The 26,034-nt window shown below is 66.7% G+C and carries 22 protein-coding genes; 14 read left to right on the top strand and 8 right to left on the bottom strand.

Annotated elements, in window-relative coordinates; all coding sequences use genetic code 11:
* Positions 1-1,017 carry an LLM class flavin-dependent oxidoreductase gene (locus EPO55_RS10460; RefSeq protein WP_296336684.1) on the top strand — a complete coding sequence of 339 codons (1,017 nt, stop codon included), beginning with the start codon at positions 1-3 and terminating at the stop codon, positions 1,015-1,017.
* Here the strand turns inward: EPO55_RS10460 and EPO55_RS10465 are convergent.
* Positions 1,014-2,294, bottom strand: a complete 1,281-nt coding sequence (locus EPO55_RS10465; RefSeq protein WP_296336685.1) for a tetratricopeptide repeat protein — start codon at positions 2,292-2,294, stop codon at positions 1,014-1,016. The genes EPO55_RS10460 and EPO55_RS10465 overlap by 4 nt on opposite strands.
* Positions 2,295-2,297: 3 nt before the next feature.
* Complete coding sequence (locus tag EPO55_RS10470; RefSeq protein WP_296336686.1) at positions 2,298-2,948, bottom strand: TIGR02466 family protein; 651 nt, start codon at positions 2,946-2,948, stop codon at positions 2,298-2,300.
* Positions 2,949-3,028: 80 nt separating this feature from the next.
* Between EPO55_RS10470 and EPO55_RS10475 the strand changes: the two genes are divergently transcribed.
* Positions 3,029-3,928, top strand: a complete 900-nt coding sequence (locus EPO55_RS10475) for a TauD/TfdA family dioxygenase (RefSeq protein ID WP_296336687.1) — start codon at positions 3,029-3,031, stop codon at positions 3,926-3,928.
* Here the strand turns inward: EPO55_RS10475 and EPO55_RS10480 are convergent.
* A complete protein-coding gene (locus EPO55_RS10480) occupies positions 3,908-4,423 on the bottom strand; it encodes a GNAT family N-acetyltransferase (protein WP_296336688.1) in 516 nt (171 codons plus the stop codon). The two genes, EPO55_RS10475 and EPO55_RS10480, sit on opposite strands and share 21 nt — an antisense overlap.
* Before the next feature lie 42 nt (positions 4,424-4,465).
* Here EPO55_RS10480 and EPO55_RS10485 point away from each other — a divergent pair, with 42 nt between their 5' ends.
* The 7 genes from EPO55_RS10485 (at position 4,466) to EPO55_RS10515 (ending at position 12,425) form a co-directional block, all read left to right on the top strand.
* Positions 4,466-5,338, top strand: a complete 873-nt coding sequence (locus EPO55_RS10485; RefSeq protein WP_296336690.1) for a MaoC family dehydratase N-terminal domain-containing protein — start codon at positions 4,466-4,468, stop codon at positions 5,336-5,338.
* Positions 5,339-5,343: 5 nt separating this feature from the next.
* The gene (locus tag EPO55_RS10490; protein ID WP_296336692.1) at positions 5,344-6,606 is read left to right on the top strand and encodes an MFS transporter; all 1,263 of its coding nucleotides are present in this window, start codon (positions 5,344-5,346) and stop codon (positions 6,604-6,606) included.
* A gap of 247 nt (positions 6,607-6,853) precedes the next feature.
* The gene (locus tag EPO55_RS10495; protein ID WP_296336693.1) at positions 6,854-7,855 is read left to right on the top strand and encodes an ABC transporter ATP-binding protein; all 1,002 of its coding nucleotides are present in this window, start codon (positions 6,854-6,856) and stop codon (positions 7,853-7,855) included.
* Positions 7,852-8,847 (top strand): ABC transporter ATP-binding protein, encoded by a 996-nt coding sequence (locus EPO55_RS10500; protein WP_296336695.1) that lies wholly within the window; start codon positions 7,852-7,854, stop codon positions 8,845-8,847. Before EPO55_RS10495 ends, EPO55_RS10500 begins: the two co-directional genes overlap by 4 nt.
* Before the next feature lie 60 nt (positions 8,848-8,907).
* On the top strand, positions 8,908-10,512 hold the full coding sequence (locus EPO55_RS10505; protein WP_296336696.1) for an ABC transporter substrate-binding protein: 1,605 nt from the start codon (positions 8,908-8,910) through the stop codon (positions 10,510-10,512).
* 33 nt (positions 10,513-10,545) lie between these two features.
* Complete coding sequence (locus EPO55_RS10510) at positions 10,546-11,517, top strand: ABC transporter permease (protein WP_296336697.1); 972 nt, start codon at positions 10,546-10,548, stop codon at positions 11,515-11,517.
* Positions 11,517-12,425 (top strand): ABC transporter permease, encoded by a 909-nt coding sequence (locus EPO55_RS10515; RefSeq protein ID WP_296336698.1) that lies wholly within the window; start codon positions 11,517-11,519, stop codon positions 12,423-12,425. The genes EPO55_RS10510 and EPO55_RS10515 overlap by 1 nt, the downstream gene beginning before the upstream one ends.
* 8 nt (positions 12,426-12,433) lie before the next feature.
* Here the strand turns inward: EPO55_RS10515 and EPO55_RS10520 are convergent, their stop codons facing one another.
* The 3 genes from EPO55_RS10520 to EPO55_RS10530 are packed head-to-tail and all read right to left on the bottom strand — an operon-like array spanning position 12,434 to position 16,650.
* Complete coding sequence (locus tag EPO55_RS10520) at positions 12,434-13,684, bottom strand: epoxide hydrolase family protein (protein WP_296336699.1); 1,251 nt, start codon at positions 13,682-13,684, stop codon at positions 12,434-12,436.
* Between the two features lie 22 nt (positions 13,685-13,706).
* Positions 13,707-14,462, bottom strand: coding sequence for a tyrosine-protein phosphatase (locus EPO55_RS10525; RefSeq protein ID WP_296336700.1), 756 nt, complete (start codon positions 14,460-14,462; stop codon positions 13,707-13,709).
* Between the two features lie 49 nt (positions 14,463-14,511).
* On the bottom strand, positions 14,512-16,650 hold the full coding sequence (locus EPO55_RS10530; protein WP_296336701.1) for a TonB-dependent receptor: 2,139 nt from the start codon (positions 16,648-16,650) through the stop codon (positions 14,512-14,514).
* A 139-nt stretch (positions 16,651-16,789) separates the two neighbouring features.
* Here EPO55_RS10530 and EPO55_RS10535 point away from each other — a divergent pair, with 139 nt between their 5' ends.
* Together EPO55_RS10535 and EPO55_RS10540 are read left to right on the top strand one after the other, a co-directional pair.
* Complete coding sequence (locus EPO55_RS10535) at positions 16,790-17,473, top strand: energy transducer TonB (protein WP_296336702.1); 684 nt, start codon at positions 16,790-16,792, stop codon at positions 17,471-17,473.
* Positions 17,474-17,573: 100 nt separating this feature from the next.
* The gene (locus tag EPO55_RS10540; RefSeq protein ID WP_296336703.1) at positions 17,574-19,298 is read left to right on the top strand and encodes a hypothetical protein; all 1,725 of its coding nucleotides are present in this window, start codon (positions 17,574-17,576) and stop codon (positions 19,296-19,298) included.
* 55 nt (positions 19,299-19,353) lie between these two features.
* Here the strand turns inward: EPO55_RS10540 and secA are convergent, their stop codons facing one another.
* On the bottom strand, positions 19,354-22,116 hold the full coding sequence (gene secA, locus EPO55_RS10545) for a preprotein translocase subunit SecA (protein WP_296336704.1): 2,763 nt from the start codon (positions 22,114-22,116) through the stop codon (positions 19,354-19,356).
* Positions 22,117-22,402: 286 nt separating this feature from the next.
* Here secA and EPO55_RS10550 point away from each other — a divergent pair, with 286 nt between their 5' ends.
* From EPO55_RS10550 to mutT, 3 genes are all read left to right on the top strand, one after another.
* Complete coding sequence (locus EPO55_RS10550; protein ID WP_296336705.1) at positions 22,403-23,425, top strand: peptidylprolyl isomerase; 1,023 nt, start codon at positions 22,403-22,405, stop codon at positions 23,423-23,425.
* Between the two features lie 84 nt (positions 23,426-23,509).
* Positions 23,510-24,748 (top strand): bifunctional glutamate N-acetyltransferase/amino-acid acetyltransferase ArgJ, encoded by a 1,239-nt coding sequence (gene argJ, locus EPO55_RS10555; RefSeq protein ID WP_296336706.1) that lies wholly within the window; start codon positions 23,510-23,512, stop codon positions 24,746-24,748.
* Positions 24,749-24,789: 41 nt separating this feature from the next.
* A complete protein-coding gene (mutT, locus tag EPO55_RS10560) occupies positions 24,790-25,197 on the top strand; it encodes an 8-oxo-dGTP diphosphatase MutT (RefSeq protein ID WP_296336733.1) in 408 nt (135 codons plus the stop codon).
* Positions 25,198-25,214: 17 nt separating this feature from the next.
* Here mutT and EPO55_RS10565 read toward each other — a convergent pair whose 3' ends face one another.
* Positions 25,215-26,033, bottom strand: a complete 819-nt coding sequence (locus tag EPO55_RS10565; RefSeq protein WP_296336707.1) for a hypothetical protein — start codon at positions 26,031-26,033, stop codon at positions 25,215-25,217.
* Position 26,034: the final 1 nt, after the last annotated feature.

The following is a 26,034-nucleotide window of genomic DNA, read 5'->3' on the forward strand; positions in this document are numbered from 1 at the left end:
TTGTCGCTGCGCCTCAGCGTTCTCGACCAGTCGCCGATCCGCAAGGGTGGTACGGCGGCCGACGCCGTGCGCGAAACCCTCGAGCTGGCACAGCTCTGCGACCGCCTGGGCTATGTCCGTTATTGGCTGGCCGAACACCACAGCAGCGAGGCGCTGGCAGGCTCGACGCCGGAGGTGCTGATCGCCCGCGTGGCTGGCCTCACCGAACGCATCCGGGTCGGGTCGGGCGGCGTCATGCTGCCGCACTACAGCGCCTACAAGGTGGCGGAGAATTTCCGCATGTTGGAGACGCTGTTTCCCGGCCGCATCGATCTCGGCGTTGGACGTGCGCCGGGCAGCGACCAGCGCACCATGCGCATCCTGGCCGACGGCAAGTCCAACTGGAGCAATGCCGACAACTACCCGGTCCAGGTGCGCGATCTCGTGGCGTGGCTCGGCGATGCACTGCCCAACGACCATGCCGGCCGTGGCGTCACGGCCCAACCGGTGGGCGAGAGCGCACCGGATGTCTGGCTGCTGGGCTCAAGCGACGATAGCGCGGCGCTCGCGGCGCACTTTGGCCTGCCGTTCTGCTTCGCCCATTTCATAAATCCCGACGGCGGCGACGGTGTGACACGCGCCTATCGCGCCCATTTCAGGCCCTCGGCGCTTCACGCGCAGCCGATGCCGCTGATGGCGATGGGCGTGCTGTGTGCGGAGACCGACGAGGAAGCCGATCTGCTGGCCAAGAGCCGAGATGTCTGGGCAATGCGCCTGCGCACCACCGGCAATCCCGGCCCCATACCCTCCGTCGAGGAGGCGCTGGAGGCCGCCAGGGATCCGCGCGTGGAAACCTTTCTCACCTCGATGCGCCGCCGCTCGCTCGTCGGCTCGCCCAGGACGGTGCGTGCCGGCCTCGAGGAACACGCCGCCCGCTACCAGGTCGACGAGATCATGGTCGTGACGATCTGCTTCGACTTCGCCAAGCGCAAACGCTCCTATGAGCTGATCGCCGAGGAATTCGGGATCGGCGGCTAGAGTCCAGCTAGCGGAAAGCCGCTGCCCCTGCCGTTCTGCGGACGGCGCCTTGAAATAAAAGACCGTGCCTCCTCGGCGCGACCGGCCCGCAGCATCGCCGACGTCACCAGATACTCGAGCAGGTCGCGCTGGGCGCGGCTGCCGCCCAGGCGCTCGTGCGTCGCCAGCAGCGGCTCGATCTCCGCCGCGGCGCGAACCCAGTTGCCCTGCGCAAAGGCCTCGAAGCCGCTGGCCATCGGCTGCAGCATGTCGGCGGTGGCGCCGCGCGGGCTTTCGACGAACTTGGCCAGCGTCTCACCATCGCCCGCCATGGCGTAGGCGAGCGCCGTGTGCATGTCGACGAAGCCGAGGCCGGTCCTGGGGAACCACTTGGTGGCGTAGTCGGCGAGTTCGCGCCACCGCTCGGGACGGCGCGGCTCGCCGGCCATCTCGGCGCGGGCGAGGAAGGCGGCGCAATCGGTCGCGACGTTGACCTGTGGTCCCCACGCGGCCGCAGGGCTGAGCGCGTCGTCGTAGATGCGCCACGCCTGCGCGGTGCGTCCGGTCTCCAGCGACCACAGGGCGAGGTGCCAGCTGTTGTGGCAATGCATGAGGCCGTCGCGCGGATAGTCACTCATCCAGTCCGTCAGGAAGGCGAGGCCGGCCTCGCGCTCGCCCAGTTCGTAGAACAGGTGGCCGCGGATGTGCGCGGCATGGGCGCTGCTGGGATAGCCGGCGAGGGCCTGGTCGATGTTGCGCTGGCCCTCGTCGAACATCTGCAGCTCGATCTGCGCGAAGGCAAGCTGGGTGCGGTACCACCAGTCGTCGCCATAGTGCCTTTCGAACGGCTCGAGGAGGGCGAGCTGGTCGACCTCGCGGCCGGCCTTGCCAGAGAAGCCGATCAGGCCGAACACGCTGGTCGCCGGCGCCAGCGCCATGGCGTCGCGCGGCCAGCTCTTCATGTGCTCGTGGATCGCCTCGAGCGCGGCCGCACCCTGGCCGGTCAGGATCTTCTCGAAGATGGCGATCTGGCTTTGCTCGCGCGGCGTCGCGGCCTCTGCCAGCTCGCGTGCCCGGGCGAGCGGCGCCTTCGCTTCGTGGCCGCGCCCCAGAAGCTGTTTGGCACGGGCGAGCGAGATGTGGCCGAGCGCAAAGCCTTCGTCGGCTGTCACCGCGGCCTGGAAGGCCGTGTCCATCCCGGGAGTGGCCGCCATCAGGCTGTCGACGCCGGCCAGGTAAGCGTCGCGCGCGACCGTCGAGGTCGTGGTCAGGTCATTGCCATAACGATCCTGAAGCATGGCTCAGCTCTTTTCCTTGCCCGCGGTCGCGTCCCACAGGGGCGCCGCCATGGTCTCGCTGAAGTTCTTGAACATGAGATTGAACGAAATGCTGATGCGCTCGCTCTTGCCGTCGTTGGCCGGCACGGTGTGCTTCAGCCACGACGGGAAGATTACCAGCCGGCCCTCCTTGCTCTGGGCATGGGCGCCGTTGGCGGTGAGCCGGGTGTACTGCCGCGGCTTGGGCATGATCATCGAGGCCTGTCCGCGCGGGTCCTGGAAGAAGATCTGCGAGCCGGGCGCCGGAATTGCCACGTAATAGACGCCGCTCAGGTAGTTGTTCGGGTGATGATGCATCGGGTGGTAGGCGCCCGGCGGATTGACGTTCGCCCAGCAGCCGGTGATGCCCATCGCATATTGATCGACCTGCAGGAAGCGGGTGACACCCCGCGTTGCCGTCTCGACCAGCTTAACGAACTCGGCGAAGGCCGGCCTGGTGTGGAGGTCCTGCGGAGTCTGCCAATTGCTGCCGGCCGGGATGTTGGGTCGGGGCGCGATCAGGCGCTCGATCTCGGCCTTGAGCCCGATATTCAGCGCCGCCGCCGCCACTGGCTTCAGGTCGACGATCCACAACGGGGTCGGAAAGATTTCCTGAACTTCCTGCTTCTCGATCATGGCTGCCATCATATCCCGCGATTGCCGGAATGTCCTTTAGGTGCTCCAATCGACCGGAAACAACGGGCCGGGAGGAGAACATGGCCATCACCGTCCAGCCGACCACGCCGAGTTTCGCCGCCGAAGTGGGCGATGTCGATCTCGCCCGGCCGCTTGGCCCCGATGATCTCGCGGCGATCCGTGCCGCCTTCACCAGGTATGCCGTATTGGTCTTTCCGGACCAGCACTTCGACGACGACAGCCAGCTCGACTTCGCGCGCAATTTCGGCCCGCTCGAGACAACGGTGTTCAAGGCGCGCAAGGAACACAAGCTGCGCCTGCACGAGAATATGGCCGACGTCGGCAATCTCGACGCCGAGAACAGGATCCTCACCACCAACGACCGCCAGCGACTGTACAATCTCGGCAACCGGCTCTGGCACACCGATTCCTCGTTCAAGCGGCTGCCCGCCTATTGTTCCCTGCTGCACGCCCGGTCGATCCCGCCGATCGGCGGCCATACCGAATTCGCCGACATGCGCGCAGCCTACGATGCCTTGCCCGACGCCACCAAGCGCCGGATCGAGGGACTGGTGGCCGAGCATTCGATCATGCACTCCCGCGCCAAGCTGGGCTTCGCCGACTTCGACGAGGGCGAGCGCGAGGCTTTCAGGCCGGTGCCGCAGGTGATGGCGCGTCGGCTGCAGGATTCCGGTCGCATGAGCCTCTATATCGCCAGCCACATCGGCGCGATCCGCGGCATGGACGATGCCGAGGCCAAGGCGCTGGTCGAGGAACTGACCAACCACGCCACCCAGCGCCAGTTCGTCTACAGCCATCGCTGGCGGGTGAACGATCTGGTGATTTGGGATGATCGCTGCACCATGCATCGTGGCATGGACTTCGACGACCAGCGCTACGCCCGCGACATGCGCCGCGCCACCGTCTCCGATGTGGCGCCGACCTGCGAGCAGATGGGGCTAGCCGTCGCCGCCGAGTGAGCGGCGCATCACGGCGCGCCGCCAGGACGGGTGGCCGTGCCCGATCTCGGTGAGCAGCACGCGGCGTAGCGCCGGCGGAAGATTGCCGCGCTTTACCTCGACGAAGCCGCGCCGCCGGTAGAACGGCTCGTTCCATGGCACGTCGCGATAGGTCGTGAGATAGAGGGCTTGATGGCCGAGCGCTCGCGCCGCGGCGGCAGAGCGGTCGATCAGCGTTGCACCGAGTCCGCGGCCCTGCCAGCGGTCGAGGACCGAGAGCTGCTCGATCCAGGCGGTTCCACCCTTGATCTCCATCAGGACGAAGCCGACGACGCGGTTCAGCGGCGAGGTGGCCACCCAAAGCAGGTCGTGGCGGTGGCCGCATTCCAGCGACGCCAGGCTATGTGGGGGCATATGGATGACGAGGTCGAGGCCGACGCGGCGATAGCGCTCGTCGGCCGCGTTTTCGATCTGCGGCAGCAGCGGAATTTCATGGGGACGGGCCGCGCGAATCATGCCGGGATTGGTTACGCTGCCGCAAAGCCCGGAGGAAGCGCCATGACAATCGACATCGAACCGCTGAAGAAGGAACTCGGCCGCAAGATCGAGGACGAGGACGTCGTCACCCAGGCGCCGCTCAAGGGCATGATCGCCACCTTCGACCGCCAGGACAAGGTGCCGGCCGAAGGCGAGCCGATCGCGCCGGGTTGGCATCTCTGCTTTCTCCATTCCTACGCGCGCCGCCACGTGCTGGCGGAGGATGGCCTGCCGACCGAAGGCGGCGTATTGCCCAAGATCCCGCTGCCGCGGCGCATGTATGCCGGCTCGACCTTCACCTTCGAGGGCGACATCAGGGTCGGCGACAAGCTCCGGCGCGAGACCGAGTTCTCCGATGTGCAGCTCAGGAGCGGCGCCACCGGCAACCTGATCGTCACCAGTCAGACCCGCCGCATCTACACGCCGCGCGGCCTGGCGGTGACGGAAGTCGCCAACACCGTGTTCCGTGAGGAGGTGAAGGCGGGTGACAAGAGCGGTGTGCCGGTGCGCGAGGCCGCGCCTGCGGACGTGCCGTGGCGGCGCACCTTCAAGGTCGATCCGGTGATGCTGTTCCGCTATTCCGCGCTCACCTTCAATCCGCACCGCATCCACTACGACCGCACCTACTGCATCGAGACCGAGGGCTATCCCGGCCTCGTCGTGCACGGGCCCTTCGCCCAGCAATGCCTGTTCGACCTGCTGCGCGACTCCGCACCCGGTCGCAAGATCAAGACCTTCGCCATCCGCGCCCGCGCGCCGCTGTTCGATACGGCGCCGTTCGACGCGATCGGCCGGCCGACTGCCGACGGCCAAGGCAAAGTGGGTGGCGCCGAGCTCTGGACTGTGACGCCCAAGGGCACCATTGCCGCGCAGGCCACCGCGACCTTCGCGTAAGCCAGATGCAAGCACCGCCCCTGCCTCGGTTCCTGATCCCGCGGCTGCCGTTCTTCTATGGCTGGGTGGTGTTGGGCTGCATCTGCCTCGCGGGCTTCGCGCGGCAGGGTCCGGCCGTCGCCGTGCTCTCGATCTTCGTCGTGCCCATGACCGACGCGTTCGGCTGGTCGCGCACGGAGATGTCGGGCGCGGTGTCGCTGGGCGGGCTGCTGGCGGCCGTCATCTCGCCGATGATCGGACCCTTCGTCGATCGCCGCGGCGCGCGGCTGGTGCTCTGCCTTGCCGTGGCCGGCACCGGTGTCGCCTGCATGGCGCTGTCGCTCATCCAGTCGTTGCTCCTGTTCTACGTTCTGTTCTGCTTCGCGCGCATGGTCTGGGCGGGGCCGTTCGATCTCGGCCTCTACGGCGCGCTGAACAACTGGTTCGTGGCCCGTCGCGCCGTTGCCACCTCGATCGCGACGCTCGCACAGATGTCTGGTCTCGTGGCCCTGCCGCTGATCGCGCAGCTCGCCATGGGCCAGGCAGAGACCGGCGCCGACTGGCGCGCCGGCTGGATCGCGGTCGGCGCCACGGTGCTGATCGTGGGCTTCGTGCCATGCTGGCTGCTGCTGGTGCGGCGACCGGAGGATGTCGGCCTGCAGCCCGACCGGCTCGTCACCGGCGATGCCCCGCCGCTCGTCGAGCCGCGCTGGAGCCGGGCCGAGGCGATGCGCACACCGGCCTTCTGGCTGCTCTCGCTCTACACCGTGCTGGTCTATCCCGTGCAGGCGGGTGTGAGCCTGCATCAGGCGCCGCATCTGATCGAACGCGGCATCCCGCCGATCCAGGCTGCAACGGTGATCGCGATCTTCTCCGCGCTCTCGGCGGTCGCGAGCTTCGGTATCGGCTTCCTGCCGCGGAGCTGGCCGGTGCGCTACCTGATGGCGGCGTCGGCTGTCTGCCTCTGCATCGGCAGCCTCGGCCTGATCGGCGTTTCCTCGGCGCTCACCGCCATCCTCGCCGCCGGAGTGTTCGGCGTGGGAATCGGCGGCGTCATGATGCTGCTGCCCATGGCCTGGGCCGACTATTTCGGCCGCGAAAGCTACGGCGCGATCCGTGGCGTGGTGTTGGCCCTTCAGGTGACGGCACAGGCGGCGGGCCCGCTGGCGTCCGGCATGCTGCGCGACTGGAGCGGCAACTACACCGGGTCGCTGATCCTGTTCGGCATCCTGGCGGCGTTCGCGGTGGCGGCGGCGCTCCTGGCGCGGCGACCGCGCGCCCTCATTTAGGCGGCTGGCTCAAGCGGCTTGCGGTGCGCGGCCCACTCCCGTACGATTCTCGCAGCCCGGAAGAGGCTGCGCCCGCTGGCAAATTGAGACGGCGGCAGCGCGATGAGGAAACAGGCTTCGCGTAGAGACATACCATCGGTGCAGATACCCACAGGTTCTTTTGGGGCCCTGTGACGCCGTTCGACAGCGGGACAAGCCCGCTTGCGGACGGTTGGCTGGATGAACATAGGCTTCACGGAGAGACCGCATGCCGCCGTTGCTGGAGGTAAAGGGACTCCATACCGAGTTCCGTACCGGAGCCGGCCGCGTTCCCGCGGTCGACGGCATCTCCTTTGCCGTGGAGCAGGGCGAGACGGTGGCCATTGTCGGCGAGAGCGGCTCGGGAAAGTCGGTTAGTGCGCTCTCGATCCTGCGCCTCGTCGCCGATCCACCGGGGCGCATCACCAGCGGCCAGATCGTCTTCGACGGCAAGGACCTGCTGAGTCTGTCCGAAGCGGAGATGCGCCAGATTCGCGGCCGCGACATCGGCATGGTGTTCCAGGAGCCGATGACTTCGCTCAATCCGGTGCTGACCATCGGCCGCCAGATTACCGAGGTGCTGGAAGCGCACCAGGGTGCCGACCGCGCCGCGGCCGACAAGCGCGCGCTCGAGCTGCTCGAGTTGGTCGGCATCGCCGACGGTCCGCGGCGACTCCGGCAATATCCGCATCAGCTCTCGGGCGGCATGCGCCAGCGCGTCATGATCGCGGTGGCCCTTGCCTGCAGTCCCAAGCTGATCATCGCCGACGAGCCGACGACGGCGCTCGACGTCACGATCCAGGCGCAGATCCTGGAGCTCATGAAGTCGCTGACGCTCAGGCTCAACGTCGCGCTGATCGTCATCACCCACAATCTCGGCGTGGTGGCGCGCTACGCCCACCGCGTGAACGTGATGTATGCCGGCCGCATCGTCGAATCGGGCCCGGCCGATGCGATCTATCACGATCCGCGCCATCCCTATACGATCGCGCTGCTGAAATCGGTGCCGCGCCTCGACCAGCCGCGCCGTGCACGCCTCGATCCGGTGGAGGGCCAGCCACCGGACCTTACGCGACTCGATGGCGGCTGCGCCTTCCGTCCGCGCTGCCGCTTCGCCGTCGAGCAATGCGCCCAGTCGATCCCGTCGCTCGCTGCGTCGGGCGAAGCGGGCCATCTCGCCGCCTGCTTCCGCAGCGCCGAACTTGGCGCCGCGCGGGATGTCGCGGCATGAGCGCCGCCGCGAGCGAGGCTCCATTGCTGGAGGTCCGAGGCCTGGCCATGCATTTCCCGGTCAGCGAGGGCGTCGTGCTGTCGCGCAAGATCGGCGACGTGAAGGCGGTCGATGGTGTCGACTTCACGATCGGCCGCGGCGAGACGCTGGGCCTGGTGGGCGAGAGCGGCTGCGGCAAGACAACGACCGGCCGCTGCATCCTGCGGCTCGAGACGCCGACCGCCGGCCAGATCCTGTTCGACGGCCAGGACATCAGCCACATGGGACGCAAGGACCTGGTCGGCCTGCGGCGGCGCATGCAGGTGATCTTCCAGGACCCCTACAGCTCGCTCAATCCGCGCATGAAGGTGGGCGATATCATCGGCGAGCCGATCAAGGTGCACGGCGTCGAGCCGGACGTGCGCAAGCGCGACGCGCGCGTGCGCGAGCTCTTGTCGGTGTGCGGCCTCGATCCGAAGTTTGCCGACCGCTATCCGCACGAAATGTCGGGCGGTCAGCGCCAGCGGGTCGGCATCGCCCGCGCGCTCGCCCTCGATCCGGAGTTCATCGTCTGCGACGAGGCGGTGTCGGCCCTCGATGTCTCGATCCAGGCGCAGATCGTCAACCTGCTCGAGGATCTGCGCGAGCGCTTCAATCTCACCTACCTCTTCATCGCCCACGATCTCTCGGTCGTGCGCCATCTCTGCCAGCGGGTCGCCGTCATGTATCTCGGCCGCATCGTCGAGATGGCCGCCGTCGACGAGCTGTTCGACAATCCGCTGCATCCCTACACCCAGGCTTTGCTGGCCGCGGTACCGATCCCGGATCCCCGCGTCGAGGCGACGCGCGACTTCCGCCCGGCCCCGGGCGAGGTGCCCAGTCCGATCAATCCGCCGTCGGGCTGCGTCTTCCATCCGCGCTGCCCCAAGGCAGTCGAGAATTGCAAGCGGGCGAGGCCCGTCCTGAGAGAGCTGCGGCCCGGCCATTGGGTGGCCTGCAGCGAAGTGAACTGAGGAACGAGGAACCGCAAGAGAACGGGGAACCGCAAGAAACCAACGGAACAGGAGGAAGCAATGGTTGTTCGACTGGGACTATGGGCGGCCGGACTCGGTCTGGTGGCGGCGATCGCTGCGGGCCCCGCCAATGCGCAAACGCCCAAAAAGGGCGGCACGCTTGTTTTCATGATTCCGGCGGACTCGCCGCCGAGCTTCGACGGCCATCGCGAGACCACGTTCGCCACGGTCCACGCGACGGCGCCATTCTACAGCGTGCTGATCCGCGTCCCGCCGGACAACCCGGCCTCGACGACCGAATTCGTCTGCGACCTCTGCACCGAGATGCCGAAGCCGACCGACGACGGCAAGACCTACACTTTCAAGATCCGTCCGGACGTGAAGTGGCACGATGGCAGCAAGCTCACGGCCAGGGACGTGGCAGCGAGCTGGAACCGCATCGTCTTTCCGCCGTCGGGTGTGACCAGCGCCCGCGTCACCTACTACGCCATGGTCGACAAGATCGAGGCGCCCGACGACAACACGGTCGTGTTCCGCCTCAAGCGCGCGACGACGGCGTTCCTGCCCGCGCTCGCCGATCCCTTCACCTACATCTACAAGAAGGAGATCCTCGACAAGGATCAGAAGTGGTACGAGAAGAACATCATGGGTTCCGGCCCGTTCAAGTTCGGCTCATACGAGATCGGCCAGTCGATCAAGGGCGTGCGCAACCCGGACTACTATCACAAGGGTCAGCCCTATCTTGACGCCATCGAAGGCATCTTCGCCGACAAGCAGTCGGTCCGCGTCGAGGCGATCCGCGGCGATCGCGCGGCCATGGAGTTCCGCGGCATGCCGCCGTCGGCCCGCGATCAGCTCGTCAAGGAGGCCGGCAAGGATGTCGTGGTCCAGGATAGCGACTGGAACTGCGGCAACATCGTCACCTACAACCACAAGAAAAAGCCGTTCGACGACGTGCGGGTGCGCCGCGCGCTGTCGCTCGCGGTCGACCACTGGGGCGGCGCTCCGGCGCTCAGCAAGATCGCCATCGTGCGCACGCCCGGCGGCATCGTCTTCCCGGGCTCGCCGCTCGCCGCGACCAAGGCAGAACTGCAACAGATCGCCGGCTTTGGGCCCGACATCGAGAAGTCGCGCGCCGAGGCCAAGCGGCTTCTCAAGGAGGCAGGGCAGGAGAACCTCAAGTTCGAACTGACCAACCGCAACGTCGACCAGCCCTACAAGTTCGTCGGCACCTGGCTGATCGGCGAGTGGAAGAAGATCGGCGTCAACGTGGAGCAGAAGGTCGTACCGACCGGCCCGTGGTTCGCCGCCATGCGCGGCGGCACGTTCGATGTCGTGGTCGACGCCAACTGCCAGAGCGTGGTCAACCCGGTACTCGACACCGCGAAGTACCTGCCGAAGAAGGTCTATCCGGAGAGCTACGGCGACTATGACGATCCGAAGTCGATCGAGCTCTACAACGCGATGACCCAGGAGACCGACCCGGCGAAGCAGCGCGCCGCCATGCGGGCGTACGAGAAGCACACGCTCGACACCGAGGCGCACGGCATCGTCACGCCCTACTGGTATCGCATCCTCGTGATCCGCTCGTACGTCAAGGGCTGGAAGATCAGCCCGAGTCACTACCTCAACCAGGATCTCGCCAACGTCTGGTTGGACAAGTAGTGGGCGCGTGACACGGGACGGGGAGCAGACCCGATGTATCGCTATATCGTGACGCGGCTCCTGCTGGCGGTGCCTACGCTGGTCGGAGCCGCGGCGCTGGTTTTCGTGCTGATGCGCCTGATCCCGGGTGACGTTTGCGTCATCCGCATGGGATCGGGCGGATCGCACGTGAGCCAGGCTGCCGTCGATGCCTGTCGCCAGCAGCTCGGGCTGAATGACCACCTCTTCGTGCAGTTCCTGAGTTTCCTTGGAAATTACTTCACCTTCGATTTCGGAATTTCGATGTGGTCGGGACGTCCGGTGATCCAGGAGATCGCGACCCGGCTGCCGGTGTCGCTGCAGATCGCGGTAATGGCGACACTGATCGCCGTCCTGATCGCCATTCCGCTCGGCACCATCTCGGCGCTGAGGGAGAACACCTGGCTCGACCATGTCGTGCGCGTGGTGGCGGTCGCCGGGATTGCCACACCGTCGTTCTGGCTCGGCATCATGTCGATCGTGCTGGTGCTCGACATAACCTATCTGGCGACCGGCAAGGCGTGGATGCCGCCGATCGACTACGTATCGTTCTGGCAGGATCCGATCCGCAACCTCTCGATCGTGGCGTTGCCGGCGCTGACGGTGGGCTACCGATATTCGGCTGTGACCATGCGCATGACCCGTTCGGCCATGCTCGAGGTGATGCGTGAGGACTATATCCGCACCGCGCGGTCGAAGGGACTGGTCGAACAGATCATCGTCAACCGGCATGCGCTCAAGAACGCGCTCCTGCCGGTGGTGACCTTGATCGGCATCGAGTTCGCCTTCCTGATCGGCGGCCTCGTCGTGACCGAGCAGGTGTTCAACCTGAACGGCATCGGCCGCTTGTTCGTCCAGGCGGTACAGAACCAGGACAACGTGCTGACGCAGGCACTGACCATGCTGGTCGTCCTCATCTTCGTCGTCTCCAATCTGGTGGTCGACGTCCTCTACGCCTGGCTCGATCCCCGCATAAGGTACTCCTGATGAGCGTCATCACGCGTAACGGGCCCGCCGGCGCCCTCACCGACGACACGCTGCCGCGCAAGAAAACGGCGCTCGACGCGGTGCTGAATTTCTTTCGCCGTCAGCCGCTCGGCACGGCGGGCCTCGCCATCATGCTCGTGATGTTCCTGGCCGCAGCCTTTGCCAACGTGTTGACGCCGTTCGATCCCGAGGAGAACGACTTCCAGGCCATGATGCAGGCGCCGAGCTGGACGCACCTGCTCGGCACCGACCAGATGGGACGCGACATCTTCTCCCGCCTCGTCTACGGCGCGCGAACGGCGCTGTTGGTCGGCTTCAGCGCGGCCTTTGCCGGCGGCTTGATCGGCCTGGTACTGGGCGTGGCCAGCGCCTATTTCGGCGGCTGGTTCGACCTCGTCTTTCAGCGCATCCTCGACGTGCTGATGGCTTTTCCGCTGATCATCCTGGCACTGGCGGTGGTCTCGGTGTTCGGCACCGGCGTCTTCAATGTCATCCTCGCCATCACAATTCCGCTTATCCCGCGGTGCGGGCGCGTGGTCAGGGCGAGCGCGCTGGCGGTTCGCGAGATCCCCTATGTCGATGCGGCGCGCGCGCTTGGCTTCGGCCACACCCGCATCGTGCTGCGTCACATGGTGCCGAACGTCGTGGGGCCGTTCCTGATCCTGCTGTCGGCCTTCGTCGGCCAGGCGATCCTGGCCGAGGCTTCGCTCTCCTACCTCGGCCTCGGCGTGCAGGAGCCGGTGCCGGCCTGGGGCCTGATGCTGCAGGGCGGGGCGGAGGAGTACGCCACGACGGCGCCGTGGATCGCCATCTTCCCCGGCCTCGCCATCGTCATGGCAGTCTTGGGTATCAGCCTGTTCGGCGACGCGCTCCGCGACGCGATCGACCCCAAACTCAGGGATCGCTGATCCGCCGCTCAGTCGTTCGCTGCTCCGAACCTGAGCGGACGGAAGAAGGCGCGGATGTCCTCGACCAGCAGGTCGGGCTCCTCGAGCGCTGCGAAGTGTCCGCCGCTCGGCATCTGCGTGTGGCGGCGAAGATTGTAGGCGCGTTCGATCCATTCCCTGGGTGGTGGCGGGGCGAGATCGGCGGGGAAGGCGGCGAACGCCGTCGGCGTTTCGACACGCTGGCCTTCAGGCAAGGCACGCGGCACCTGCTCGGTGACGCCGCGATAGAGCCAGGTCGCGGTGCCGGCCGTGCCGGTCAACCAGTAGACCATGATGTTGTCCAGCAGCAGGTCCATCGAGAAGCGGTTGTGCGGGTCGCCACCGCAATCGCTCCAGCCCTGGAACTTCTCGACGATCCACGCCGCGAGACCGACCGGCGAGTCGGCGAGCGCCACGCCCAGTGTCTGCGGCCGCGTCGCCTGGATGCGCTGGTAGGCCGTCTTCTCGTCGAGTTCAGCTTGCATTCTGGCGAGCCAGGCCTTCTCGTCGGCACTGAATGCGGTCGTCTTGAGATCGATGCCGGGCCGGAGCCCCACCATGTTGAGGTGCAGGCCGAGCGTGCCGGAGCGCCAGTCGTCCTTCTCCTCCTTGAGCGGATGGTCGAAGGCCAGCCATGACGAGACGACGGCGCCCCAGTCGCCGCCCTGGGCGCCGAAAGGACGGCGGTAGTTGAGCGTCTCATGGACGAGATTGTGCCAGAGGCCGGCGATGGCGCGCGGTCCGATCGGGCCCAGCGTGCCGTCAGGGCGAACCGGCGGCGCCGAGAAGCCGTAGCCGGGCAGCGACGGCGCGATGACGTCGAAGGCATCGAGCGGATCGCCGCCGTGATTCTCGGGATGGGCCAACACGTCGATGATGTGCAGGAACTCCACGATCGATCCTGGCCAGCCGTGGGTGATCACGAGCGGCAACGGCCGCGGCGCGTCCTCGACCTCGGTGCCGGGCTCGCGGATGAAGTGGAGCCTCTGCGGGCCGATATCGACCAGGTAGTTGGGCCAGCGGTTGATCGCCTCCTGGCAGCGCTGCCAGTCGTAGCCGTGGCGCCAGTAGGCGACCAGCTCGGCCAGGAAGTCAGGATCGGTGCCGGAGGCCCAGCTGCCGTTGTCGGCGATGGCGGGCGCCGGCCGCCAGCGGCGCAGGCGCTCGTCGAGATCGATCAGCGCCCGTTCGGGAATATCGACCTTGAAGGGCTCGGGAGTGTCGTAACGCGGTTCGGCCATGGCCGAAGGCGTAGCGCGGAAGTCACCCTTGCAGCAAATCGGCGCGGATGCGCTCGCGCGCCGGCACGTCGAGCCCCAGGGCGCGTTCGGCGAATTGTTCCGGCCCGCCGAAATCGGCGCGCACCACCTCGAAGGCCGCCTCGAGATAGGGTGTGCGGGCCTCGACGATGGCGGCGCGGGTGTCGATGTCGAGCTCGGGATAGCGCCCGATATGGCCGGTCCACAGCTCATTGGTGCGGAGATAGTCCTCCATCACGGCGTCCCACGGCACGCCCAGCAGGGTGAGCAGCAGCGCCGAGGCGAAGCCCGTGCGGTCCTTGCCGGCGGTGCAGTGAAACACCAGCGGCCGATGCGTGCCGTCGCTCAAGGTCGTGAACAGCGTGCGGAAGCCCGGCGTGCAGCGGCGCGGATAGTCCCGGTAGTGATCGGTGAGAAAGCCCATCATCACGTGGGGCGTGGCGCTGCCGTCGGCGACGGCGCCCCTGATCCTCTCGCCGACTCCGGGCTCGATATGGGCGCCGACGACGCGGCAGGAAAGGCCGGCGATGGCATGCGGCGTCTCGGCCGCCTCGTTGACGCCGCGCAGATCGACGATGGTCCGGACGCCCAGCCGGCCGAGGGCGGTGCGGTCGTCGTCCGTCAGGTTGCCGAGATGGGCGGAGCGAAAGACCGCACCGTGGCGCACGACGCGGCCGTCGCCGGTGCGGTAGCCGCCGAGATCGCGGAAATTGGAACCGCCCTGGAGCGGCACGACATGGGGGATGGCTTGGGACTGCATATGGGCAGGTCTATCACGTACAGCCGTGCCGGATCATGTCAGATCGGCGTCAGAATTTTTGCGACAGGGTCACGAAGAAGGCCCGGCGCATTCCGTACTGCGGCGCGCCGACGCCGACGCCCTCGCCGGTGCGTATCTGGTAGATACTGTCAGCCAGGTTGATGGCGTCGAAACGGACCTGCGTGCCCTTGCTAACGCTGATCGGCACCTTCTGGGTGAGCGACATGTTGAGCGTGGCGTAGGCCGGCAGCGCAGTGTCGTTGGGTGTGACGATACTGGTGCGAAGCCCCGCACCGAACAGCAGGTCGGCCGAAACGCGTGTCGCCCAGTCGCTTCCCTGGTTGAACACGTAGGCGGCGCCCGCCGAGCCGGTCCAGCTTTGGTCGTGGTCGGTGAAAATCCAGTTGTTCGCGATATAATCGAGGTCGGCTTGGTCGAAATTGAACTGTGCGGAGTTGATGTTTTTCGCCGAGGTGCGGATCCAGGCAAGGTTGGCGTAGAGCGACCAGGGACCCTTGTCGTAGTTGGTGAAAAGCTCCCAGCCGGCGACTTGCGCATTGGCGTAGTTGAAGGAGACGAGGGTGATCGGCGCACCGAACTGGCCTTTGTCCAGGTAGTTTTGGGCGAACTTGTAGAAGCCGGCGAAGCCCAGCGTCAGCCCCTCGACGGGCTTCAACGTCAGGCCGACGTCGAAATTGTCGGAGCGCTCGGCCAACACCGGGGAATTCAGGGCCACTCCAGGCGCCGCCGTCGTCCCTGCAAGCACTGCGACCGAGTTGGGGTTTACCTGGTTGAGCGGCGCCGGCACGAAGTAGCGGGCATATCCGGCGCGCAGGGTGATCTTCGGATCGGGCTCCCAGACGACGTTGACGCGGGGACTGAGCTGGTTCTCCGACGTGACGCCGGAGATGGCATCGAAGCGCGCGCCGAAATTCACCGTCACCGTGGGGACCACCTTCCACTCGTCCTGCAGGTAGAGGCTGTAGGTCCAGCCGACGAGGTCGGAGCCCTGGGTGAAGCCCGTGGTCTGGCCGGACGGGATGGGATCGCCATCGGGGTTGTCCGGATCGGCCATCGTCGTCAGGACATTGCCGTTGGTCAGGCTGGTGACGCGCTCGCGCTGGATCAGGAAGCCGCCGCGCAGCGTATGGGTGCTCGCCACCTTCAGGCTTGCGTCGCCCTGCACGCCGGCAGCGAGGCTCGTCCGGTTGGCGTAGGGCTGGATGCCGTTATAGAGCAGGTCGCCGATGACATCGGGCTGGTAGGAGAGGTTGGAGTAGCGTGTGAATCCGGAGAGCTGCATGTTGAAGTTCTGGGTGCTCTTCTGCAGCGAGGCGATGCCGAAGTAGGTGTCCTCCCACTGCCGCTGGTCGAGGATCGAGCTGTTCCAGTTGGAAATGTTGTTCACCGTGAAGGCCGGTGTCTGGCCAGGCACGTTGGGAATCTGGTAGCGCGCGCTGGCGCCTCCGGCGATGAAGCTCAATCGCGTATTCTCGTCGACGATGCCGGTGACTTTGGCCAGCGCATACCACTGGGCGGTGTCGTCGTGGAGCGGTGTGTAGGCCGGCGTCGGGTTCTCGACGCCGATGCCGTTGCTGACGTACTGGCCGACCGCGAAGTAGTCGATCGCGCCGGAGCGGCCGCCGTATTGCAGCGCCGGCTGGATCCAGTTGTAGGAGCCGCCCATGACCGAGGCCTCGCCGCCGGGGTTGGTCGAGCCCGACTTCACGCCGATGTCGACCACGCCCGCGGTGCGCAGTCCGTACTGCGCCGGCAGTGCGCCGGTGAGCAGCGAGATCTCGTTGGCAAAGCGCGGCGACAGGATGTTGCTGAACAGCGACAGGCCTTCCGGGAGCTGTACGCCGTCCAGCCTGTATTGCAGGCTGCCGTGGTCGCCGCGGACATGGATCTGGCCGAAGCCGTCCTGCACCACGCCGGGCGCGCGTAGCAGGACCTGGTTGAGCGGTGCGTTCTCGCCCTGGGGCGTGTTCTGGATGGCGGTCTTGCCGAAATCGTAGCGCGTGGCGCCCAGGCTGGGCAGGATCGAACTGCGCTCGCGATCGAGCCGCTTGGCGGTGACGTCGAGGTCGATCGTGGCCTCATCCGGCTGGGTTTGGGCTGCCACCGGCGCTGCTGCCGCAAGTGCCACCGCCACTCCCAGGGCCGACCCGCCGATCCTCCGCCGCATTGCTGTTCTCCTTGTCGCGCGTGATCCGATTTCGTATTGTCAGACAGTGACGTTACAATATAACATTACAATTGGCCAATCTGACCAACCGCTCGGGATCGCGCCGGCTTCCGGAAGAAGCCTCGGCGCCGCGATTGCGGTGTCGTTCAGTCTGCACGGCGTTGCGGTGGCGGCGGCCTTGATGGCGTTTGGCTCGCAGCGACTGGCGCTCGACGACTCCGCCGCCATCACGGTCTACATCGAGCCCCATGCCGCGCCGGTCGCCACGGCAAGCGAGAGTCGTCCAGCCGTTGCGCCTGCACCTGAGCCAGAGCCTGAAGCAACGGCGGCACTCGATCCGCCGAAGGAGCCGGCGCTGCCCGACTTTGCCCCGCCGCCGCCGGAAGAATTGGCGCCGCCCGACTTCTCCTTGCCGCCGCCGCCGCCAAAGCCGGCACAGCCGGCGCCGCGTCCGGCACAGCCCAGGCCGGAGCCAAAGCGCGCGTCGCCGACCGTCCTGCAATCGGCGCCGGCGCAATCCGCGCCGGTGTCGGCGAATGCGCCGGCAACGGTCGTGCCGGGATGGAACGCACTCCTCGCGGCCTGGCTCGCCGCCAATCGACGCTATCCCGACGAGGCGCGCCGGCGGAGCGAGGAGGGCGAGGTCAGCGTCCGCTTCACCGTCACCTCCGATGGCCGGGTCTCGGAAGCGGCCGTGGTGAAGGGAAGCGGTTTCGCGGCGCTCGACGCCGCGGCGCTCCGTCTGCTGCAGGGCGCGACGTTGCCTGCACCCGGGATCGAGGCGACGCGTACGGTGCGCATCCGCTTCCGTCTCGGAGATTGAGGCGCCCACCCCCGACGTTCGCAACGATGGCTCGCCTCACGGGGTATGCTAAGGAAAATCCAGGGCGAGCCGGTGGGGACACGCCGGGCGGGGAATTGCGATGCGGGACAGTGTCGATCGTCTGATTGCCGTGGGATGCTTCGGCATCGCTTGCGCCGTCGGGTTGGTCGGTGCCTTCGTCGGCCTGAAGGTCAGCAGCTTCTGGATAGATGAACTCTTCACCGCATGGATCGTCGAAATCGGCATCGGTTTCGACGAATTCGTCGCCCGCATCGTGACCGACGTACATCCGCCAGTTTACTACATGTTGGCCTTTCTCCACGCCCAGCTGTTCGGAGACGACGAAGTCGGCCTGCGCAGCCTCAGCGCCTCGTGCGCTGTCGCCGCCGTTCTGCTGTTCATTGTCGCGACGAAGTCCTACTTCAGCCTGGCTGCGCGGCTGTTCGGCGGCGCCATGGCAACGGGCTCATTCTTCTGGTTTTATCAGGCACAGAACGCGCGCGGCTATTCGCTGTCGTTCCTCATCGGCGTCGCCATGCTCACCGTCAGCCTGTCCATCCTGGCCAAGCGGTCGCGGCACGATGTGGGGATGGTCCGCGAACTGACCGGCCTGGCCGCGCTGATGCTGATCGGATCATTCGTGCACTTCTACCTGATGTACGAATGCCTGGCCGTGCTGATCGTCCTCGGGTTCTTCTGCCCCCGCCAGCGAATCGTGCTGGCGGCACTCGCTGCCGTCCTGCTGATATCCATCGGGCTGTACGTGAAGGTCGTCATCGAGGTGTTCTCGCAGTATTCGACGACGACCAACTGGATTCACGGCGATCCTTCCTGGTACCTCGCCCAGTTGCACAGCGCGCTGATCTACTCATTCACCAACAAGGCGTTGCTCGCGCTGGCAATCTGCGCCGGTGCGTTTGCCACGCAGTGGTTCCTCGTCGTGCGGCAGGCCCGGCTCGGACAGGCGGTGCTCCCTTCGCGGTCGACCTCGAGGTCTGCGCCGCCGTCCGGTGTTCTTGCTCTCGGCCGGTTTCCGTTCGATCCGGAGACCGCCCTGTTCGTTGGCGTGCCGGTCATCATCCTGGTCGGCGGCATCGCCAGCTCGCTCCTGATCGCTCCGAACTTTACGGACAGGAACCTGCTGGTTTGCGCGCCGTTTCTCTGGGGGTTCTGCGCCAAGCTCTATGACGCCGGCGTGCCCGACGCCGAGCGGCCGGTCCGGATGGCGGCAAACCTGCTGCTCTCGGCGGTCGTGCTGTGGACGGTCGTCACGATGACGGCCGGTCGTGCCCGGCCCTGGAACGAGCCGTTTCGCGAATCCGCCGAGTGGATCCGGACGTTCCCGGAATGTCGGGATCGGCCGGTTCCGGTCATCAACGCCCAGCCGCGCGCCTGGTTCAAGCCCGGCTATTCGGAGATCCTGTACGGCGACTTCTATGCAAGTTATCTGGCCGATTTCGCCCGTCCCCAGGTCGTCTTCAAGGAGGACATTCTCGCGCACAAGGTCTCCGACGAAATGAAGGAATACCTTCAATGGCGCATCGACGGAAACGGATGCCCGGTCCTGGCCTGGTCGATCCACCTCATCACCGAGGAAGAGTTTGCCGAGGCTGCTCGCGAACTGCTGAAGGCCGTTGACCGGCCGGACGCCGGCCGTGTCGTGCAGACAAAAATCCTCCGCGACGGTTTTCCCGGATATGTTCTCTATTCCGAAGGGTCAGGGGGAGGCGAGGGAGCCATGACCAGAGACCCCAGGGCGCCGCCTTCGCAGAGAAAGACCGGTCCGGCACCGTCACCCTCCCGGCGGGCCCCGGTTCCGAACTGACCTGTTTGTGTTCGCCCTTCTGGAGCGACGTCGCGACGCGCTCTCGCCGGGGAAGCTAGACCCGGCCGTGGCAGTGCTTGAACTTCTTGCCCGAGCCGCACGGGCAGGCCGCATTGCGCGCAACCTTGCCCCAGGTTGAGGGATCGTTGACGTCGAACGCCGGCTTGGCGGCGCGCGGCCGGTGCAGCGTGGCGACGCCGCCGCCGTCGGGGTCGGCCGGGTCGAAGGCGGGATCGTCGCTCATCGCCGTGGCGAGCGCTGGGTCCTCGTGGACCTCGTGCATGTTCCGCGGCATCTCGGGCATGGGCGGCGGTTCCATGCGCAGTTGCAGCGTGGCCAGCAGCGCCACCACCTGCTCGCGCAGGCCCGTCAGCAGGTCGTTGAAGAGATTGAACGCCTCGCGCTTGTATTCGTTCAGCGGATCCTTCTGGCCGTAGGCCCGTAGGCCGATGCCCTGGCGCAGATGGTCGAGGTGGAGCAGGTGGTCCTTCCAGCTCTGGTCGAACAGCTGCATCAGCACGCTCTTCTCGACCTGGCGCCAGACCTCCGGTCCGTACTGCGCCGCCTTCTGGGCGAACAGCCGCTCCGTCGCCTCGTTCAGGCGCGACCGGATCTCCTCGTCGGCGATGCCTTCTTCCTTGGCCCACTGGTCGACCGGCAGGTCGAGGCCGAACAGGCGCTGCACCTCGTCCTTGAGTTCCGCCACCTTCCACTGCTCGGCGTAGACGTCCTCGGGAATGGTGCGGCTCACCAGCGAGTCGACGACGTCGCGGCGCATGCCGGCGACCGTCTCCGACACGTCCTCGGTGCCCATCAGCTCGATGCGCTCCTTGTAGATCTCCCGGCGCTGGCTGTTCATGACGTCGTCGAAGCGCAGCAGGTTCTTGCGGATCTCGAAGTTGCGCGCCTCGACCTTGCCTTGCGCCGTCTCCAGTGCCTTGTTGAGCCAGCGGTGCGTCAGCGCCTCGTCGTCGGCCATGCCCTTCTTCTGGACCCAGTCGAGCACCTTGTTGTTGCCGAAGATCCGCATCAGGTCGTCTTCGAGCGACAGGAAGAACTTCGAGGCGCCGGGGTCGCCCTGGCGGCCCGAGCGGCCGCGCAGCTGGTTGTCGATGCGGCGGCTCTCATGGCGTTCGGTGCCGACCACGTAGAGCCCGCCCGCCTTGAGCACGATCTCGCGGTCGCGCTCGACGCCTGAGCGGATTTCCGCCGCGATGCGCTCGATCTCGGCCTTGCGTGCCGTCTCGTCGGGGTACTTCGTGACGATTTCCGGCTCGCTCTGGCGCAGCAGCATGTCGACGTTGCCGCCGAGCTGGATGTCGGTGCCGCGGCCGGCCATGTTGGTGGCGATGGTGACCGAGCCCGGCCTGCCGGCCTGGGCCACGATCACGGCTTCCTGGTCGTGGAAGCGGGCGTTGAGCACGTTGTGCGGGATGCCCTGCTTCTTCAGCTCGGCCGCCAGCGCCTCCGACTTCTCGATCGACACCGTGCCGACCAGCATCGGCTGGTTGCGGGCGCGGCACTCCTCGATCAGCTTGACGATGGCGCGCGTCTTGTCGGCGAGCGTGCGGTAGATCTCGTCGTCGGCGTCCTTGCGCACGACCGGCACGTTGGTCGGGATCTCGACCACTTCCAGGCGGTAGATCTCGCCGAACTCGGTGGCCTCGGTCAGCGCCGTTCCGGTCATGCCGGCCAGCTTGGGATACATGCGGAACAGGTTCTGGAAGGTGATCGAGGCCAGAGTCTGGTTCTCGCGCTGGATCTCGACATTCTCCTTGGCCTCGAGCGCCTGGTGCAGCCCTTCGGAGTAGCGCCGGCCCGCCATCATGCGGCCGGTGAACTCGTCGATGATGACGACCTGGCCGTCCTTGACGATGTAGTCGACGTCGCGGGCGAACAGCTTGTGGGCGCGCAGCGCCTGCGTCACGTGATGCAGCACCGAGACCATGTTGGGCGCATAGAGCGTGATGCCCTCGGCCAGCAGGCCGTCGACGCGCAGGATCTCCTCGACCGCCTCGACGCCGGCATCGGTCAGCACGACCGTGCGGTTCTTCTCGTCCTTTTCGTAGTGCTCGGCCTTGAGCTTGGGGATGACCGTGTCGGCGCGCCGGTAGAGTTCGGAGGAATCCTCGGCCGGGCCGGAGATGATCAGCGGCGTCCGGGCTTCGTCGATCAGGATCGAATCGACCTCGTCGACGATGGCGTAGTGGAAGGGCCGCTGCGCCATCGCGTCGAGGCGGTACTTCATGTTGTCGCGCAGGTAGTCGAAGCCGATCTCGTTGTTGGTGCCGTAGGTGACGTCGCAGGCGTAGGCCGCCTTGCGCGCCTCGTCGTCCATGTCGTGCACGATCACGCCGACGGTGAGGCCGAGGAAGGTGTAGACTTGGCCCATCCACTCCGAATCGCGGCGGGCGAGATAGTCGTTCACCGTGACCACATGGACGCCCTTGCTTTCGAGGGCGTTGAGATAGACCGGCAGGGTGGCGACCAGCGTCTTGCCTTCGCCGGTCTTCATCTCGGCAATCTTGCCCTGGTGCAGGACCATGCCGCCCTTGAGCTGGACGTCGAAGTGGCGCTGGCCGAGCGTGCGCTTGGCCGCCTCGCGCACCGTGGCGAACGCCTCCGGCAGGAGGTCGTCCAGCGTCTCGCCCTTGGCGAGCCGTTCGCGGAACTCCGATGTCTTGGCGCGCAGCTGCTCGTCGGAGAGCTGGATGAAGGCCGGTTCGAGCGCATTGATCTTCGCCACCGGCTTGTCGAAGCCTTTGACGATGCGATCGTTGGCCGTCCCGAACAGGGTTCGAGCAAGCGCCGCCAGCATGAAAACCTCGATATTCTAATGACTTAGGCGGGCTCTTCGGCCCGCCGTTCTAGGCAGAGATAGAGAGCGTGCCCCCCAGTGTCAACGCACCGGGAGAGGGCCGCCGCCGTCGCGCGGCGGCGACGGTCTTGATGAACGATATTTAATCCATGCTCACGAAAAAGTGCCGCAATTGGCCCGCATCAACTGCCCTACTGCGGAGGCGGTGCTTGCTTGGCCTGAGTGGCCCTGTGTAAACGATGTGCGCTGCCTTCCATCCTCGAGACAGAAGTTTCCGGAGCCCGTCATGAGCCACTACTTGCGCCCCCTGCGCCTTGCCGTCTTGTGTTGCGCAGCCGCCGCAATCGCGGGCCCCGCCCTCGCCCAGCCGCAGAACCCCGCACAGCCGCCGGCGCCGGCCGCCAAGCCGGCCACGCCCCCCGCGGCCCAGGCCCCCGCCGCTCAGAAGCCGGCCGCAAAGCCGCCGGCCCCGGCGGCGCCCAAGGATCCGATCATCGCCACGGTCAACGGCGTGCCGGTCCGGTTGTCGGAGCTCGAGGTCGCGCAACAGTCACTGCCGCCGCAGTATCGCAACATGCCGCTCCAGGCCGTCTTTCCGGCCCTGCTCGACCGCATCGTCGACAGCAAGCTGGTCGTCCAGGAGGGCAAGAAGAGCAAGGTCACCGAGGATCCCGCCTACAAGAAGCGTCTGGCCTTCGTCGAGGAGCAGGTGCTGCAGGATTTCTGGATCCAGCGCGAGATCGCCCGCAAGGTCACCGCCGACAAGCTGCGCCAGCGCTACGAGGAACGGCTGAAGTCGCTCCCGTCCGAAGAAGAGGTGCACGCGCGGCATATCCTGGTGGCGACGGAGGATGAGGCCAAGGCGTTGATTGCCGAGATCAAGAAGGGCACGGCTTTCGACAAGCTGGCCAAGGAAAAGTCGACCGACAAGGCGTCGGGTGCCGAAGGCGGCGACCTAGGCTGGTTCAAGAAGAGCGACATGGTGAAGGAATTCGCCGACGCCGCCTTCGACCTCAAGAAGGGTGCGCTGACCGAAACGCCGATCAAGACCCAGTTCGGCTACCACGTCATCCAGGTCGAGGATCGCCGCAAGGCGCCGCCGCCGGCCTACGAGGAGCTGGCCGAGCAGCTGCGCGAGGAAATGGCCCGCGAGGCGGTGACGGCCGAACTCGACCTGCTGCGCTCGCGCGCCAAGATCGAGAAGTTCAACATCGACGGCAGCAAGCCCGAGCCCGCCGCGGTCAAGCCGGCAACGCCCGCCCGGCCGCCGGCGGCGGCCCCGGCGACGCCTCCCGGCGCCACCAAGTAGAATTCACGTTTTCCGGCGTTTCTGGTGTAGTCTCCCCCCGTTCGGATGGGCCGGGATAAGCCCGGCCTCCGAAAGGGGAGTCCTATGGCTGTTCCGCACGCCCTATCGCCGCTCGCGCCCAAGACGACGCCGACGCTGCCACGCATCGCCGGCGTCAAGCTCGGGGCCGCGCGATCCGGCGTGCGCTACAAGGACCGCGACGACGTCTTCCTGGCGCTGGTGCCGGCTGGCGCCACCATCGCCGGCGTCCTCACCCGGTCTAAGACCTGCTCGGCGCCGGTCGACTGGTGCCGCAAGAATCTGGCGCGCGGCAAGGTGCGCGCCATCGTGGTCAATGCCGGAAACGCCAATGCCTTCACCGGCAAGGCCGGCGACAAGGCCGTCGAGGAGAGCACCCGCGCCATCGCCCAGGCGCTTGGCTGTCCGCGCAACGAGGTCTTCATGGCCTCGACCGGCGTGATCGGCCAGCCGCTCGACTGGGAGAAGATCGTGGCCGTCGTGCCGCCGCTCATCAAATCGGCGCGGGAGGACGGCTGGGCCGCCGCCGCCGCCGCCATGATGACGACCGACACCTTTCCCAAGCTCGCCACCCGCCAGGCCAAGATCGGCGAGAAGGCGGTTTCCATCAACGGCTTCCTCAAGGGCTCGGGCATGATCGCGCCCGACATGGCGACCATGCTGGCCTTCGTCTTCACCGACGCCAAGGTGCCGGCCGGCGTCCTGCAGAAGCTGCTGGCCGATGCCGCCGACAAGTCGCTGAACTGCGTGACCGTGGACGGCGACACCTCGACCAGCGACACGCTGCTGCTGGTCGCCACCGGGGCCGCCCGCCATGCGCCGATCGAGGAGGCCGACGATCCCGTCCTGGTCGACTTCAAGCGGGCGCTGGACGAGGTCCTGATCGAACTGGCGCAGCTCCTTGCCCGCGACGGCGAAGGCGCCACCAAATTCGTCACCATCAATGTCGGCGGCGCCTCGTCCAATGGCGCCGCGCGCAAGATCGGCCTGGCCGTCGCCAATTCGCCGCTGGTCAAGACCGCCATTGCCGGCGAGGACGCCAACTGGGGCCGCATCGTCATGGCGGTCGGCAAGTCGGGCGAGCGCGCCGACCGCGACAAGCTCCGCATCTCGATCGGGGGCGTGCGCATCACCGACGCTGGCCAGGTCGTGCCGAACTACGACGAGACGCCGGTCACCAAGCACATCAAGGGCACCGATATCGTGATCGACATCGACCTCGGCATCGGCCGCGGCCGCGCCACCGTGTGGACCTGCGACCTGACACACGGCTACATCGACATCAACGGCAGCTACCGCTCTTGAGCGGCTCCTTCGATGAGGAATGTCCGGGCGGCCCGCCGCCGCTGGGCTCGCGGCCGCTTGTGCTGGTCGCGGCCGTGGCCCTGGTCGATCCGGACGGCCGCATCCTGATCGCTCAACGTCCGGCGGGAAAATCGATGGCCGGCCTCTGGGAGTTTCCCGGCGGCAAGGTCGATCCTGGCGAGACACCCGAGCAGGCGCTGGTGCGCGAGCTGCACGAGGAACTCGGCATCGAGACCGCCACGAGCTGTCTCGCGCCCATCGCCTTCGCCAGCCACGGCTACGACAAATTCCACCTGCTGATGCCGGTCTTCGTCTGCCGCAAGTGGAACGGCGTGCCGCAACCGCGCGAAGGCCAGGCGCTGAAATGGGTACCGCCCGTCGAGCTCTCGAGATATCCGATGCCGCCCGCCGACCTGCCGCTGGTGGGCCTGTTAAGGGATCTTCTCTAGCTGGAGCATGATGAGAGTTACGTCGTGGCGGGGAGCGCCGCACCTTCGCGCCAGCCGAGCAGGGTGCGGAAGATGACGGCCTGGAGCGTGGCGGCGACGGCGGCGCCGGCATAGGACACCAGCAGCGCCACCGTCCAGGTGACGACGACGGCGGCTTCCTGGGCGCCCAGCGCGCCGCGCATGAGCCCGAGTGTGACCAAGGTGGCCAGGGCGGTGGCGATGGCGCTCACGAAGAAGGTCAGGAACAGGGTGCCGATGATGGTCCAGCCGTTGCCGCGGCCGTAGGCCCAGGACTGGCGCGGCGAGAACGGCACATCGACCGCCGTGGCGGCGAGCCCATAGCTCACGCGGAGAGCCAGCAGCACCGACACCATGAAGCCGGCGCCCAGCGGTGCCGCCAGTGCCTGGCGCTGGGCGAGGGCGGGATCGATCGGCGCCCCCGGCGTCGTCAGCTGCCCGTAGTCCATCGTGCCCATCGTCAGGACGAAGGCCGCGATCAGCACGAAGGTGATGCCGCCGATCTTGAGCAGGTGGACGAGGTACGCCGTTTCGCGCGGCGTCCAGCCGAGGCCCGGCAGGCGCTCGACGCGATTCGGCCCCAGCAGCACGAGGCGCTGCCAGCCGACCATGAACATCACCGTTGGCACGACATCGAGCGCCTTCTCCACCAGCACGGCCACCATCGACTCCTGGCTGAGCGCGCTGCCCAGGAGGCGGATGGCGAGCGAGACGATCCAAGGGATCGTCACGAGATGGAAGAAGAGGCGGATATTGGCGAAGAAGAAGCCGAAGCTTTCCGCCAGCAGGGCGCTGAACGACAGTTTGACCACAGGCACG

This window comes from Reyranella sp., from assembly GCF_004296935.1.
In the GTDB taxonomy this organism is placed as follows: domain Bacteria; phylum Pseudomonadota; class Alphaproteobacteria; order Reyranellales; family Reyranellaceae; genus Reyranella.